Below are 14394 nucleotides of genomic sequence, written 5' to 3'. Positions count from 1 at the left end.
ATATCGACCGCAAGCGGCGCGGGAAAGCCATCTGTCCCGACTCATACCGCGGCACCACGACTCGGGATCCCGCCTCCGTCCCCGCCGCGACGTCGTCGCCAAGTCCCGCGGGAGCCCAGGACCGCCGACGGGCCGCATCCCATGCCCGGAGGGTTTCGGCGCCCACGCCCGATTCCATGCCGCACGCCTCCGCCCCTCCGACCCGAAACTCGCCCCGGCGCTCCTTGGACGCGCAGGGTCGCACGCCGGCAGGCGGCCCGCAAGGGCCGCGACACTTTTTCGGGTTCTTCGCCCCATGCGCTGCGCGCGCGAACAACGCGAAAAACTGACGTCGGGAGATTTCTATAACCACGCCCGACTTCGCTTCCTCCCTTGCAGGCACGCCCGCGCTGCATGCGACTCACGCGGCGCAAGGCACGCCACAGGGGCGGGCCTCAGAGTCTAAGGAGCAAGGCATGAACGACATGAAGGAAAAGGCGATGGGCGCGGTCAGGGCCTTCCTCGAGCGCAAGGGCTACGAGATCGTCGACGAGGCCTGGCAGGGGCCCGAGGGCATCGGCGGGATCGACCTCGTGGCGGTGGACGAGGACGGGACCCTGGTCTTCGTCGACGCCACGGTCCGGATCGGAACGGACGGCTTCCCCGAGGCCCACAGGGCGCGCGGGCTGCGCGAGGCGCTGGCGGCGACGTGGCTCGCGGGGAACAGCGACGACTACGCAGACACCCCGGTCCGCTTCGACGAGGTGGCGATGATGGTCGTCAAGGAGAACCGAGCGCTCCTTCGCCACCACATCAACTGCTTCGGCGAGATGGAGCCGCTCTCCTAGGCGGCGCGCCCGGCCCCGGGCTCCCGGGGCCGGACTTCCCCGAAATCCGACCCTGTACCACGAAAACGTACATATACGTACGTTTTCGTGGTACACTCCGCTTGTCGGACAAATTCGTACGGTTTTGTCCCGACGCTCCGAGACTCGGGGCGCGCCGGACCGGATGCGGCGAGGCGCGCCCCACGCTAGAGAGGACGCGACCCATGCGCACGATAGCCATTTCCAACTACAAGGGAGGCGTCGGCAAGACGACGACCGCCGTCAACCTGGCGGCCATCTTCGCCGCCCGGGGCCTTCGGACCCTGCTCGTCGACCTCGACCCGCAGGCGTCGGCCACCGACTTCTTCGGCCTCTACGACCGCGCCGCCTCCGAGCGGCGCACCTCGGTCGAGCTGCTCTACGGCGGCGCGCCCGTGGAGGAGGTCGCCTACGCCGCCGGGGAGGGCCTCGACGTGGTGGCCTCGACCATCGACCTCGTCGACCAGAACGAGATGCTCCTGCGCGAGCAGCGCCTCAAGTTCGCCCTCGACGACGCCTCGGGCTCCTACGACGTCTGCCTCATCGACTGCAGCCCCGTGATGCGCAGGCTTGCCTTCAACGCCTACCTCGCCGCAGCGGAGGGCGGCATGGTCGTCATCCCCGTGAAGCTCGACTCCACCGTGATGCGCGGCACGGCGCTCACCGTGGAGGCGACGCGCTCCATTTCAGACGCCCTGCGCATGCCCACGCCCAGATGGAAGATACTGCGCACCTGCGTGCCCGGCCGCATGACCAACGCCGAGGCCACGGGCGCGGCCGTGCTCGACGGGTTCTTCCCGGGCGAGCAGTTCGAGACGGTCATACACGCGAGCAGCAAGGTCTGCGAGGGCAGCTGGCAGTGGAAGCCGGTGGCGGCCTTCGAGCCGGGGAGCCGCCCCGCGCGCGACTACGAGGCTCTCGCCGACGAGGTGTCCCGTGAGCTCGCCTAGCCAGGTGGCCGCGGGCTTCACCATCACGGGGCTTCTCGACGGCGCGTCGCGCACCCGCGGGCGCTACCCGGTGTCCGAGATAGCGGTGGCCGACATCGCCGACCACCCGGCGAACGCCGCGTACTCCATGGACCCGGCCGGCATAGCCGAGCTCGCCGAGTCCATACGCGAGGACGGCCTCACCGACCTGCCGCTGGTGCGCAAGGTCGGCGACGGCTCGTGGCAGATGGTCTCCGGGCACCGCCGCAAGGCCGCCTACGCGCTGCTCGCCAAGGACGACCCCGCCTACGAGAGGATGCCCTGCCGCGTGATAGAGGGCATCGACGACGAGCGGGCGGTGACGCTGCTCCACGCCGCGAACTACTTCACCCGCGCGCTCACCGTGACCGAGCGCGCCGCAGCGACCGAGGCGCTCAGGGGCGACGCCGTGCGCCTGCGCTCCGAGGACCCGTCGCTTTCCGGCATGCGCGTCGACGACGTGAAGGCCGCCATCATCGAGCGGCAGACGGGCCGCAAGGTCTCCGGCAAGACCATCGCGCGCGAGGAGAGGCTGGCCCGCCGCATCGCCGAGGACCTCTCGCCCGAGTGGGCCGCCGAGGCCGACCGCGGCAACCTCAGCGCCGAGGCGGTGCGCTCGCTCGCGGGCATGCCGAAGGAGCGCCAGGCGGAGATGCACGCCGCCATGGAGCCCTGGCGGCGCACCAAGCGGGAGCTCTCCGACTACGTGAGGAGCGAGAGCGAAACGCAGGCCGGCCCCGACGGGCGCATCGCGAAGGCCGCGAGGCTCGTCGCCGACTTCCTGGAGAGCCCGCCCGAGAGCCCGAGCGCGGCCGACCTCTCGCTGCTGCGCGAGATGGCGCTCATGACCGCCCCGTACGCGGATGCGGGCAGCGATGCCCGAAAGCGCCGCAGAAGGGCCTCAGGTTCGAAATCCAGCAAGTAGCCTATGGCGTCCGACATCGCGTCGGGCGTCCATAGCACTTGGGGAACGGGCGGCTTCGGACCCGTCATGCCGCGGGCCGTTTGGGAGCCCGCTTTCGCGAGGCCCGGTCCCAGAGGCGGCGCCCGGGCCGGGCCACCGCCTGCGGGGGATCCCCCGCGCCCCCAGAGAGACGCGCCCGCCGCGCGGCGGGCCCGAGGAAAGGAATCCGCCATGGAAGAGGAAGCCGGCGCCGCCAAAGGCAAGGAGCGCCGCGTCACGTTCCGCATGGAGGGAGGCGACTACGACGCGCTCTGCGAGCGGTGCGAGCGCGCCGGCCTCAGCAAGTCAGAGTACCTGCGCTACCTCGTTCGCATACCGCTGTCGACGGAGGCCAACGCTGGAGACGAGCACCGCATACTCGTGGACCGCAGGGCCCTTTGGTCGATGTCTCGGGAGCTCACGAAGTGGGGCTACCACTACAACCAGGCAGTGCACGCGATGAACCTCATCAACTTCCACGCCCGCCACGGGCACGTCGACCGGGACCTCGTCGCGGAGAGCATCCCGACGATCGAGCGAGAGCTCGCCGACGTGAACGGCGCGGCCCGCGAGATGGCGGCGGAGCTCGGTCGCATCGGTGCCGACTCGCTCGTGGAGGGCTCGCCATGCCGATCCTGAAGCCGATAAGCGGCCACGGCTCGACGGGTGGCATCCGCCGCTACCTCGAGAAGGGAGGCCGCGCCCTGGCGCGCGACCTGTTCAACCTGAGCTACGACGAGCGCGATGCCGGCGCACTGGGAAACGAGGCCAAGGAGGCCTGCGCCTGGGACGCCGAGATGGACGCCACGCGCGCCGCCTTCGGCACGGACGCCCCCTGGAGGGGAAAGCCCGCGCGGACGTTCAAGCACTTCGTGCTCTCGCCGGACCCCGGCGACGATATCGACCTGGCGGCGCTGCGCGAGCTCGCGTGCTCGTGGGCTCTCAAGCACTTCGGCGACCACGAGATCGCCATCGTGTACCACGACGACAACGCCCGCGGCATACCGCACGCGCACATCGTCGTGAATAACGCCAACCTCCGCACCGGCTACCGCATGCAGACCCAGCACCCCGAGGACCTCAACCGAGACCTGCAGGACATGGCGCGCGAGCGCGGGCTGTCGGGGCTCTCCAACGACCGAGCTCCCGAATCGCCGTCGAAGGCGCGCGGGCGGGCAGGTGCGGGCGGGCCCAGGAGCCGCAGGAGCGTCTACCTGGGCCGGGCCGAGAAGGAGATCATGCGCTCGGGCGGCTACTCGTGGGTCGGCGACATCCGCGCCCGCGTCGCGCTCGCCAAGACCACGGCGCGCGACGAGGCGGAGTTCCTCGGCGTCCTCGACGCCCTGGGCGTGCACGTCGCCGACAACTCGGCCAAGGCGCGGCGGGACGACTGGGTGTTCAGCCTGGCCGAGGAGCCGTCCAAGAAGGTCAGCGGCGAGCGCCTGGGGTTCGTCTACGGCAAGGAGATGCTCCGCCGGCGGTTCGAGCGCGGGGGCGCCTACCGTCCCACGGACGCGAGCGCCGCGCGCATCCGCGAGGCCGCCGAGCGAGCCCTCGAGCTCAACGACCTCTCGGAGCTGAGCAGGCTCTCCTCGGCGCTCGAGACCTGCGCGAAGTTCGACGTCGAGTCCATCGAGGAGTTCGGTCTCAGGATGGCGACGCTCGAGCGTCGCGGCCAGGCGGGCGGCGAGGGCTACCGTCGACTCGAGGCGGCGCGCGACTACATGGCGATGAACGAGCTCATGCCGCTCAAAACCCGCTACGGGGACGATCGCGGGCGCGGTGCTGCCGAAGGAAGCTCGCGCGACGGGCGCCGCGAGGACGAGCAACAGCGCATCCTCGCCGTCGAACGCCAGCGGGCCCAGCAGGAGCATCGCAGGGAAAGGGGCCGGAGATGATGGTGAGGATAGAGTACGAGGGCGGCAGGACGACGCTGTTCGACACGCTCTCGTTCACGGAGGGCTCGCCGTTCTCCGGCGCGAACATGCTCACGGAGTTCGAGCTCGAGATGCGCGAGGAGCCCGAGAAGGGGCTCTGGCTCACGGCGAACTGGCACCAGGTGCGCGACGACTGGCGCGCCGAGGCGCCCGCGGACGGCATCCCGGCCGCGCGGAGGTCCCGCGGGTGGCGCTTCATGCTGGCCTCGGAGGCAGAGCTCGGGCGCGCCCGCCGCGTCCTGCTCGACGGCGACGAGGCGTTCGCCCGGGTGCGAGGGTACCTGTGCGACGCGGCTGCAATTTCCGCTTGCTACCGCGAGCACGTGGGCCCTCCCTCAAAACCGCTGAAGTCGCAGATAAGGGACCTTCAGCGCGCGCTGGGGAGGGCGGAGGTCCCGGGCGTGCCGGATGAGCTGGCGAGGCTGCTCGCGGAAGAGAAGGAAGAGGGCGCCGACGAGGGCGCCCGCAAGGTCAAGGAAGATTGGGGTGACGTCGATGAAGAGGCTTGGTAGGTTCCTCATGGCGGCGCTTAAGGTCACGCTGGGCTTTTTCGTCTGGCTGTTCCGCGCCGTGTTCAAGTGGGTGATGTGAGAACGAAGGCACCTGGTGCCTAGAGTAGCCCCTTGGCTCGCTCGTCGTAGATCTTGTCAAGCTCCGATTGGAGGAACTCCTCTTTGAGCTTGGCGACGAAGCGAGCATCCGAGAACAGTCGGTAGACGAGCACCGCCGCGCCTCCGAGATCGAGACACTTGGGGTTCTTCGTGATCGATGCCTGCACGATGCTGCTCGAGGTCGCGATGGTGTCGGAGATGAGGATGATCTTCTTGGTGCGCGCCTGGTACATCTCGGTGCAGTAGTCCGACCCGTCGTCCTTGAATATCAGGGAGCAGCCGTGGAGCGCCGCTATCAGCCAGTTGATGAGCACCGTCATGCCCGCCTGCATGCCGACTTTCAATATGTCGCCGGTGCTGACGTATTTGGTGAGGGCCTCGGTGTGCGCCTTGTCGAGGACGAGGTTGGCGAACGGGATCTGTATCCCGCACGGCGTGTAGAGGTCGGTGCCGATGTGGACCAGCTGCTTGATCAGGGCCGCCGCGGCGGCATCCGGCTCGCTCACGATGCGCCTTCCCGCCGCGACCAGCATCTCCACGGTCCCGGTGGGCGCCCCGATCAGCGGGTTCTTCCCGAATGCGTCGTAGGAGACCGAGTAGGTCGCGGGGATCCGCGCGCCGATCCCGAAGACGTTGGCGTCCTTCACGCAGGTGATGCTGTTCGTCATGATGTTCGAGGTCCCGAACACGAGGCCGAGCACCGGGTCGTGGCCGAGGGTCGCGAACCGGTGGTTCGCCCCCTTGAATATCTTGAGGTTCTCAGCCTCGTAACGTGTCGCGTCGTACGGCACGCCTCGCGAGGAGAGGATGTGGCTCTTGGAGGCGAACAGGCGGCCCGATTCCGCCGGAGCCCCGTCGTCGAAGCCCGAGAAAACGCGGCCCTGGAAGCTGTGCAGGGCGTCCTCCTTGGCGTTGCCCGCTCCCGCCCGCTCGACCTCCGTCAGGGAGTTGATGACGAGCACGCGGGCGACCTGGAGCATGGTCGCGGCGACGACGAAGGCCGCGTCGGCGTCCTGCAGCCTCGTCCGCTCCTTGAACTCACGGTCAATGCGCTCGAGGCTCTCGCCGTACTCGCGAACGGATTTCTCGACTGCCTGCTCGGCCCAGTTCTCGTCAACCGCCACGCATGCCGCCCTCGCGGCCATGTAGTCGGCGAAGAGCCTGCAAGCGTGCTCCTCTTCCTCCGTCACCTCGCCGTCCGCCGCCGCGGCGACCTGCAGCTGCTCGGCGATGGAGCCCAGCGACACGATGCTCACGTTGTCCAGGCAGTCCTTGACTTGGTCGAAGGACAAGCCCTCGTTGTCCGCGATTGCCTGCACCTTCGCCTTCACGTCGTCCGGAAGGCCGCCGTCCAGCTTGAGGTAGTCGAGGCCGTCCTCGAGCCACTCCTGCTCCTCATGGGAGAAATCGCCGTCGCAGCGCATCAGGAAGCAGAGCGTCGCCACGTAGGCGTAGATGAAGTTGTAACGTTTCTCGCCCGCAAGGTAGGCCCCCTGCTTGATGCCGTCACGGAACCCCTTGATGCGCGCCTTGCGGAGGCGCGCGGAGAACGAGTTCTCCTTGATGGCGTTGATGCCGCCCTCGACGGTCGACGCCGCGCCGGATGCAAGGGACGACGCCCCCTGGGCCAAACCCATTGCGGCGCCGACGGCGATTCCGCCTACCGCGTTCGCAGCCCCTGCGATCGCCTTGCCCGCATCGGACGACGCGATCTGCTCGCCGGCGCTCGACACGCCTTCCGCAGCCGAGCACATGGCGCTTCCGACGGCTTCGGATGCCGAGGCGGCCGTATCGACGATGGCGTTCCCCGCGCCCTCGGCCGCATTCGCGACGCCTTTGGCGGCGGACTCGACAGTTGCCGATGCGCCTTTTGCCACCTCTCCTGCGGCGTGCGCAGCTTGGGACAGGGCTTCCCCGAGATCGAATTTGAGCGCCATCCTGTATCTCCTGACGTAAACGAACCTTGTGTAAGGCGCTCATGCGCAGCCGATGCAACACGGCACGCACGACACGTCTCATGTGCTCTTCATTATCCCACCATGTGCAAGCCCCTCGTCCGACGGAGCGAGGGGCTTGATCGTTCGGTTCAGTTGCGATTTCGTTTTTCGGCAACTAGTCCCGGTCGTCGTCGCCGACTGCGCAGCATGCGTAGGCAGTGAGCGTGAGGAGCCCCATGAGGAGCCCTATTCCGAAGGGCGCGAATCCCATCCTTCCACCTCCTTCGCGTAGACGACGGTGCGCGAGTTGCTCGTCTGGTAACTGCACGTCACGAAGGCCCAGGCCTGCGCGACGTCCGACGGCTCTTCCAGGACGACCTCGCACCGGGACAATTTGTCCCCGAGGTAGGCGTCGAGCTCGGCCGCGTCGGCGAAGTCGGTCCGCTTGCCCTCCGAGCTCGCGTCGACCACGTCCACGGCGAAGACCTCGAGCTCGATCTCCTTCTCGCGGGTGTAGACCCGGATGGTGCGGTGCCCCTCGGCGAAACCGCGCGACGAGTACTGCGCGAGCGGCGCGAACATGGTGCCGTCGGACATGTGGTGCCCGTAGACGATGACGAGCGGGCTCTCGGCGCCCTGCGCGCACCCGGCGTCGATGTAGGGAGCGCCCCATGCGGATCTTTCGCCGCCGACGTCGTGCGTGAGGTAGAAGTCGGGCGATTCCTGCCGGCCCTGGATGATCGGGTAGTCGACGGTCGTGCCTGGCACTCGCACCCATGCGACGACGGAGGCGGGAAGGGCGTCCCAGTCGATTCCGCCTCCCGTCTCTTTCACCTCCATAGTCGCGTCCTCTTCCGTTGCGGGTACCTCGTGCACCCCGTACGGGTTCCTCTCGGGCTGCGGCAGGACGGCGAGCGCCGCCAGCGCCAGCAACGCCACGGCGACGGCGAGCGCCGTGGCGGCTTTCCCTTTGTTCATGTCCTCCCCCGTTCGCAGGGGAGGCCCCGGGCGGGCGCCCAGGGCCTCCGGCTCGGTATCGATGCGGCGCCGCTACTCTTCCGGCTCTTCGGCAGGCTCTTCGGCTGCCGCGTCCTTGCTTGCGCCGGCCGTCTTGCGCTTGCGGTACGCGAGCGCTCCGCCCGCGCCCGCCGCAGCTGCCAGAGCGATGCCCGCGGCCACGGCGTAGCCGGTGCCGTCGGGGGCGTCGGCCCCGGTCTTGGCGTAGGGCTCCTCGGGGACCTCGGGCGTGTCGGGGTTGTCCACGACGACGCTCTGCTCGGCGGAGTCGATGTCCTCGTGGGTCGCGACGACGTTGCCGGCGGAGTCCAGGACCTTCTCGAAGACGACGAGCTCGTCTCCCTCGGCCAGGCCCTCGGTGTCGAACTCGAAGGTCACCTCGACGGTGCCGGAGGGCGCCTCGGGCTCGAAGGGCGTGCGCGCGGTCACCTCGTTGCCGTCCTTGTCGAGGAACGGCTCTCCGGTGCCCTTGTCCATGAGCGTGCCCACGGCGATGTATGTCTTGCCGGGGACGAGGCCCTTGTAGGCCACCGTGTCGACGACCTTGGCCTTGCCGGCCTCGATTACCTGGTCGCCGTCGGCGGCGTCCGCCGCCTGGGTGCCCACCTCGACGGCGACGTGGACGGTCTGTCCCTCGTCGGAGAGGTCCGCATGCGACGCCACCTCGGCACCGTCCTTGCGAAGGCTCTCGAACACGACCAGGTCGCGGCCGCCGAGCAGGCTCGCGTCGAAGGAGATCTCGACGTCATGGCTGCCGGTCGAGAGCGCGGGCTCGAACTGGGCCTTGGCCTCCACGGGCTTGCCCGAGGCGTCGGCCACGGGCTCGCCGGTCGCCTTGTCGACGAGGGTTGCCGAGAGCTCGTACGCCTCGCCGGCCTTCAGCCCCTCGTAGGCCACCGCGTCGACGACCTTGGCCTCGGCGTCGGCCGAGACGTCCTTGTCGCCATCCGCCCCGTCCTTTGCCGTGGTGGAGATGCGCGGGCCCTCCTGGTCGTCGAGGCCCATCCACACGGCCTTCGCGACCGTCGAGTCGCGCTCGATCCAGAAGCTCCTGGTGATGAGCTCGAGGCCCTCGTTGGCCTCGCAGCGCAGCTCGGTCATGGTGTAGGCGCCGTACGGCAGTGCCGCCAGCGAGTCGTCGACCGGCGCCGAGGAGCCGTCCTCGCCGAGCGAGAACCAGATGCCGGCCTTCGGGTCCATGTCGGCGGGCTCGATCGGGCCCTCATGGCCGAGCAGGGCGTCGTTGGCGTTGGTGTCCCTCGAGTGCCTGTTCCAGCTGCTCGCGGTCGACGCGTCGCCGTTGCGGTCCGTGACCAGCACGTGAATCTCGCCGGTGGCCGCGTTCTCGATGGCGAACGGGACCATGAGGCCGGCGTTGTCGGCCTCGCTCTTCTTGGAGAGCTCGAGGTCGTTGCGCACCACCTGGTCGCGGAACTCGAGCGCGGCGCCGTCCGCGGAGGCGCTCACGATCTCGCCAGCGGCGCGGACCTCGAAGGTGCGGGGCTCGCCGTCGGTCAGCAGGTAGCTCCCGTTCGTCGCCGTCTCCCGCACGTCGTAGGTCCCGTACGGCAGTGCGTCGGCCGCGGTCTGCGCGGTGTAGGCGCCGGCCTCGTCGTTCCATGCGGTGGTCAGCGTGGCCACGGCCTCGCCCGGCTCGCGCCACTCGCCGTCGACGAGGACCTTGTGCGCCGAGCGGTTCGTGACGGTGAACTCGATCCCGTCGAGGCCGGGGTGCTCGCCAGGCGCCTCCTTGTGGCCGCTGCCCGCGAGCGCCTCGGACGCCTGCAGCTCCTTGTCGGACTTGGTCACCTGCACGCCGCCGCGGAAGACCTCGTCGGTCACGGGGTCGCCCGTGAGGTCGCGCACCTCGTCGGCCTTCACGGTGAACGTGACGGAGGCGTCGCTGGCGTCGTAGCCCTCGGGCGCGCCGGACTCGACGATGCGGTAATTGCCTGCGGGAAGTGCGTCGGCGCCGGTCGCGGCGACGTGCGACCCGTCCTCGGGCGCGGTCTTGATCGTGGCGCATACCTCGCCGTCGGCGTAGTACTTGCCGCCGACCAGCACGTAGCGGCCGGTCTCGTTAACGACGGAGAAGCTCGCGCCGTCGAGCGAGGCGTCGCCCTGGGGCTCCGCGCCCGCCTCGGAGTCCGTTTTGGCGACCTTGACTCCGCCCGTGGACCAGCTGAAGCTCACGAGCGTCTGGGAGCCGCCGCCGGTCCTGACGCAGAACGCCTCGAACCCGGCGGATACCTTGCCGGCGCCCGCCTTCATCTTGGCGAAGGTCCCGCCGATCAGCTCGGATTTCGCCCAGGAGGCGAACTCGGCGCTCGTGCCGTGCGTGGCAGCCGACTCGGACCCAGAGTAGGCGTAGGCGATGAGCACATGGCTCGCCGCGGCGTACTTCGCGTCGTCCCAGCCGCCGCCGTCGTACCAGCTGCCCGGGAACATCGACGCGTCGAAGCCGGGAGAGCCGAACGAGTACCAGATCGCCGCTGTCACGTCGCCGCTCGGCACGGGGCTCGTCGAGTAGGAGCCCGGCGCGGGCGTCGGGGACGAGGGCTCGGCGCAGTAGGCGATGTTGCCGTCGGCGCTCATCCACGTGGTGGCGAAGCCGCCGTAGGGGATCTTGCCGCCGATGGACACGTCTACCGTGCTCGGCGCGGCGTAGGCGGGCGAGGCCGCCACGGAGGCGAGCAGCGCCCCCGCCGCCAGGATGAGCGCCATGGCGCATCGGAGGAGCTTTTCCTGCAGGGTGCAGTCTTTCGCTGCGTTCATCTTTCCGCCTCCCTATCTCTCGACGCTTCGCTGTGCGCGGGGCGCCTCGTGCTCGGCGGCGCGGCTCGCCTGGCGGGCGTGCTCGGCGCGCTCCGCGAGGTAGCGCGAGCGCCCTGCGTCAACGGCCTCCTTGAGCTGCGCCGGCATGACCTTCACGGTGTCCTTGACCGCGCGGCCGCCCTCGTCGAGCTCGGGCTGGCCGTCCGGGCCCATCACCGTCTTCCTCAGCCACACCTCGCGGTTCGCGAGCAGCGGTATGTCTCGGAAGTCGGCCCCCTTGAAGCGGCTCTCGTTAACGAACATGGGGCTGAACTCGTAGCCTCCCACGTCCACGCCGTCGACGACGGTGCCCTTGGGAAGGGTCGCCGAGTTGAAGGTCCTGGCCTCGCCGGTCGCGCGGTCGGTGTACTCGATGCCCTCGCGCACGAAGCTCTTGTGCAGCGAGAGGTACACGTTCTTCCTCTCTTCCATGTCTTTCCTCCTTTTCGTTTTCAATCGGTCCTTGTCTTCATCCGCCGGGACGCGTGCCCCGGCGCGGCGCCCCTATCTCATGGCGACCGCCCCCTTCCTCGCTTTTCCGCTAGAAGCCGCTCACGATGTCGCGCGCCCAGGAGCCGCTTTTCACGAGGGCCAGGATGAGCAGCGCGCACATGGCCAGGTACTGCAGCGCGTAGGTGAGCCCGTTTGCGACCGCGTCGGCCGGGGTGCCCGTCCCGGGGTTCGCCCCGGTGAGCCCGCCGAGCACGAGCGGGAACGATATGAGCAGCACGAGGATGATGACGCCGGCGATGCAGACCGCCCCGAAGCTCTTCAGGTAGCCGAGGCCTATCTGGCGCGTGGCGTCCATGCCGAGGAACGCCAGCGGGATCGGGGCGAACGCGGCCATGATGTAGAGCTGGAGCGCGCGGGCCCAGCAGACCACGAGGGCGACGACGTAGGCCGCCAGCACCACGACCCAGCTGATGAGGCTCACGACGAGCATGGCGATGAGCGACGGGATGTCGTCGTCGGTGGTGACGACGGACACCTCGGGCAGGTCGAGCGCGCCTCCGGCGCCGAAGAGCGCCTCGACTCGGTCGATGGCGAGCCCGCAGACCTCGTAGATCGACGCCATCAGGTCGAAGCTGTTCTGTATGAGGAACAGGAACACGGCGAAGAACACGAGGAGGAAAACGACCTCCTTGACGCCGGGAAGGCTCTGGCTGCCGTCCATGCGCTGGGAGATCTCGATGAGCTTCAGAGTGAAGACCAGGCCGAGCACCCCGCACCCGATCGGCAGGATGGCAGCCTGCCATACGCCCCTGGCGACGTCGTGCATGGTCAGGTCGCTCGAGCTCGTGAGCATGTGCGCGAAGTCGGCCGAGAGGATCCCGTTCGCGCCGATCGACCCGAGCACGCCCGTTTGCGCCTTGAACATCCAGTTGCAGCAGTCGCGCAGAAGGCCGCACAGCCACTCGTTGACGTCCCCGGCTATGTCGGCGTATGCCGGCTGCGCGGGGACGAGCAGGAGCGCGCAGAGGGCGAATGCCGTCGCGGCGGAGATGGCGAACGCCCTTCGGCGTTGCGATTCAAGCGCCCGCACGGCTACATCGCCTCCAGCGAGCCGCCGCGCGAGACCACGGTGACCACCGTCGAGGCGGGGTCGTCGAGCGTGAAGGTCGTCGACGCGACGTTTCCGGCGTAGTCGAGCCACACCTCCTTGTCCCAGGTGGCTCCCGTCGCCTGCGGGGACACCTCCGCCGCCTTCCTGGCGACGACGTCCTCGATGGCGGCGACGTCTGCGCCAAGCGCCTCGGAGAGGCGGTCGTCGGCGCCGGTCACGGAGAACGCTCCGACTTGCGCCTTCTGGGGCGCGTAGGCCTGCGTCAGGAGGTCGCATGCCAGGGTGCGGGCGCCCCCGTCGCCCGAGACCTGGATGAGCGACAGGCCTCCCGCCTTGTCGCCGGTTCCCTTGACCTCGATGGGTATGCTGAGCACGCCGCCGGCCTCGGAGGGCTCCTCGGCCGAGAAGAACCAGGCGCGCTCGGTGCCGCCCGCGCTCTCCACCATGGCGCCCTCGACGATCCGCAGCGTGGCTGTCGGGTCGTCGGCGCCCGTCCATGCGGTGTTCCAGAGCGCCTCGGCGCCCGAGGTGGCCTTCCCGGTTGCCGCGTCGGCGCCTGCAGCCGCGGGCTGCTCTTGCTCCTGTGGACTATCCTGCGCGCCTTCCTGCGGGGCGATGGCGCAGCGCGCCGCGCCCGCGCCGAGCGCCACGGTGAGCGCGCTTGCCGCGACGGCGGCCATGACCCTTGACTTTCCCTGCATTGGTTTCTCCTATCTCGCGGTGAGCGCGCAGCTGAAGCTGCCGATGCCGCTCGCTATGCGGCACACGTCGCCCGTTCGCGGCTCGTGTATGTACCTGTCGTCGCCGATGTAGATGGCCACGTGGCCCGAGCGGTAGAGGATGTCGCCGGGCTTCGCCTCCGAGAGCGGTATGCGCCTGAGCTCCTCGTACTGGGAACCCGTGTAGTGGCTTATGCGGATGCCCGCCTGCGCGTAGCAGTATTGCGTGAGTCCGCTGCAGTCGAGCGCCTTGCCGGGGGTCGAGCCTCCCCACACGTAGGGCACGCCGAGCTGGCTGTACGCCGCCTCGACGATCGCGTTCCCGCTCGCGGATGCGTCCTTCAGGTCCTCGACCGTCATGGAGTCGAACCTGTAGAGGCCCCATTGCGCCATGATCGACTTCAGGGACTCGACGTAGGACGAGTCGGTCGCCCAGCCGGCGTCCTTGAGCCCCTCGGCCATCCTGTCCGAGTCGCGCCTCTCGACCGCCTCGCGGATGAGGGCGTTGCCCGAGTAGCGCTCCGCCTGCAGGAAGACCCTGCTGCGGAAGCGGATGCACTCGGCGTCGCCGGTGAAGCGGATGAAGCTCGCCGTGATCTGGGTGTGCTCGCCGGGCACGTACTCCTCGCTGGTGGCCCAGTTCGCCTTGCCGGCCACCTCGGGGCAGCCCGCGTAGCCCGACCACCACTTCATGCCGAAGAGGTTGTGGTCGCGTTCTGCGAGCTGGCTCATGCGGTCGCCCTGGCCGGACTCCTGGATGATCTGCGCTATGGTGCAGCCCGCCGGGTGCCCGTACTCCTCCTGGCACTCGAGCGCCGCCTCGACCATCTCGTAGGTGATGTAGGGCGGCAGCCCCTCGAGGCCCCGCTTGGAGGCCGCGTCGTCCCAGAAGCCGAACAGCGCGCTCAGCAGCTGCGCGACGGCGAGCGCGCAGGCGACGAAGGCCACGATGCCGGCCACCGCCCCGAGCAGGGCGGGCGCGGCGCCCGAGACCGCGCCCGCGATCGCGGAGGCGGCGCCCTTCGACCCCGCGGCGCGG

Annotated in this window: 13 protein-coding genes; 6 read left to right on the top strand and 7 right to left on the bottom strand. The window is 69.2% G+C overall.

Annotation, left to right across the window (positions count from 1 at the left end):
* The first annotated feature begins 455 nt into the window (after positions 1–455).
* The 6 genes from SFHG_RS02975 (at position 456) to SFHG_RS02950 (ending at position 5205) form a co-directional block, all read left to right on the top strand.
* The gene (locus SFHG_RS02975; RefSeq protein ID WP_015540326.1) at positions 456–827 is read left to right on the top strand and encodes a YraN family protein; all 372 of its coding nucleotides are present in this window, start codon (positions 456–458) and stop codon (positions 825–827) included.
* Positions 828–1030: 203 nt separating this feature from the next.
* The gene (locus SFHG_RS02970) at positions 1031–1795 is read left to right on the top strand and encodes a ParA family protein (RefSeq protein ID WP_042433200.1); all 765 of its coding nucleotides are present in this window, start codon (positions 1031–1033) and stop codon (positions 1793–1795) included.
* Positions 1782–2738 (top strand): ParB/RepB/Spo0J family partition protein, encoded by a 957-nt coding sequence (locus tag SFHG_RS02965; RefSeq protein WP_042433197.1) that lies wholly within the window; start codon positions 1782–1784, stop codon positions 2736–2738. The genes SFHG_RS02970 and SFHG_RS02965 overlap by 14 nt, the downstream gene beginning before the upstream one ends.
* Positions 2739–2948: 210 nt before the next feature.
* Complete coding sequence (locus SFHG_RS02960) at positions 2949–3395, top strand: CopG family transcriptional regulator (protein WP_042433194.1); 447 nt, start codon at positions 2949–2951, stop codon at positions 3393–3395.
* Positions 3383–4654, top strand: coding sequence for a relaxase/mobilization nuclease domain-containing protein (locus SFHG_RS02955; protein ID WP_042433191.1), 1272 nt, complete (start codon positions 3383–3385; stop codon positions 4652–4654). The genes SFHG_RS02960 and SFHG_RS02955 overlap by 13 nt, the downstream gene beginning before the upstream one ends.
* A complete protein-coding gene (locus SFHG_RS02950) occupies positions 4651–5205 on the top strand; it encodes a hypothetical protein (RefSeq protein WP_042433188.1) in 555 nt (184 codons plus the stop codon). The genes SFHG_RS02955 and SFHG_RS02950 overlap by 4 nt, the downstream gene beginning before the upstream one ends.
* Before the next feature lie 98 nt (positions 5206–5303).
* Here SFHG_RS02950 and SFHG_RS02945 read toward each other — a convergent pair whose 3' ends face one another.
* The 7 genes from SFHG_RS02945 to SFHG_RS02915 all read right to left on the bottom strand — a co-directional run.
* Positions 5304–7241, bottom strand: a complete 1938-nt coding sequence (locus tag SFHG_RS02945) for a tellurite resistance TerB family protein (protein WP_042433185.1) — start codon at positions 7239–7241, stop codon at positions 5304–5306.
* Between the two features lie 246 nt (positions 7242–7487).
* Positions 7488–8219 carry a class B sortase gene (locus SFHG_RS02940; protein ID WP_042433182.1) on the bottom strand — a complete coding sequence of 244 codons (732 nt, stop codon included), beginning with the start codon at positions 8217–8219 and terminating at the stop codon, positions 7488–7490.
* 72 nt (positions 8220–8291) lie between these two features.
* Positions 8292–11033, bottom strand: a complete 2742-nt coding sequence (locus tag SFHG_RS11185) for a VaFE repeat-containing surface-anchored protein (protein ID WP_042433180.1) — start codon at positions 11031–11033, stop codon at positions 8292–8294.
* Positions 11034–11045: 12 nt separating this feature from the next.
* Positions 11046–11504, bottom strand: a complete 459-nt coding sequence (locus tag SFHG_RS02930) for a hypothetical protein (RefSeq protein WP_042433176.1) — start codon at positions 11502–11504, stop codon at positions 11046–11048.
* Between the two features lie 109 nt (positions 11505–11613).
* Complete coding sequence (locus SFHG_RS02925) at positions 11614–12615, bottom strand: VirB6/TrbL-like conjugal transfer protein, CD1112 family (RefSeq protein WP_238318253.1); 1002 nt, start codon at positions 12613–12615, stop codon at positions 11614–11616.
* Between the two features lie 2 nt (positions 12616–12617).
* Positions 12618–13337 (bottom strand): hypothetical protein, encoded by a 720-nt coding sequence (locus SFHG_RS10930; RefSeq protein ID WP_187364755.1) that lies wholly within the window; start codon positions 13335–13337, stop codon positions 12618–12620.
* A 9-nt stretch (positions 13338–13346) separates the two neighbouring features.
* Positions 13347–14394, bottom strand: a 1048-nt coding sequence (locus SFHG_RS02915; RefSeq protein WP_042433173.1) for a glucosaminidase domain-containing protein, incomplete at its 5' end; no start/stop codon positions are given.

This window comes from Senegalimassilia anaerobia JC110, from assembly GCF_000236865.1.
GTDB classification, from domain to species: domain Bacteria; phylum Actinomycetota; class Coriobacteriia; order Coriobacteriales; family Eggerthellaceae; genus Senegalimassilia; species Senegalimassilia anaerobia.
This window is presented reverse-complemented; position numbering and strand designations above follow the sequence as displayed.

Coding starts and splice junctions, on each gene's coding strand:
- SFHG_RS02975 (WP_015540326.1), top strand. CDS start 456: ATGAACGACATGAAGGAAAAGGCGATGGGCGCGGTCAGGGCCTTCCTC.
- SFHG_RS02940 (WP_042433182.1), bottom strand. CDS start 8,219: ATGAACAAAGGGAAAGCCGCCACGGCGCTCGCCGTCGCCGTGGCGTTG.
- SFHG_RS02960 (WP_042433194.1), top strand. CDS start 2,949: ATGGAAGAGGAAGCCGGCGCCGCCAAAGGCAAGGAGCGCCGCGTCACG.
- SFHG_RS02955 (WP_042433191.1), top strand. CDS start 3,383: ATGCCGATCCTGAAGCCGATAAGCGGCCACGGCTCGACGGGTGGCATC.
- SFHG_RS11185 (WP_042433180.1), bottom strand. CDS start 11,033: ATGAACGCAGCGAAAGACTGCACCCTGCAGGAAAAGCTCCTCCGATGC.
- SFHG_RS02970 (WP_042433200.1), top strand. CDS start 1,031: ATGCGCACGATAGCCATTTCCAACTACAAGGGAGGCGTCGGCAAGACG.
- SFHG_RS02945 (WP_042433185.1), bottom strand. CDS start 7,241: ATGGCGCTCAAATTCGATCTCGGGGAAGCCCTGTCCCAAGCTGCGCAC.
- SFHG_RS02930 (WP_042433176.1), bottom strand. CDS start 11,504: ATGGAAGAGAGGAAGAACGTGTACCTCTCGCTGCACAAGAGCTTCGTG.
- SFHG_RS10930 (WP_187364755.1), bottom strand. CDS start 13,337: ATGCAGGGAAAGTCAAGGGTCATGGCCGCCGTCGCGGCAAGCGCGCTC.
- SFHG_RS02950 (WP_042433188.1), top strand. CDS start 4,651: ATGATGGTGAGGATAGAGTACGAGGGCGGCAGGACGACGCTGTTCGAC.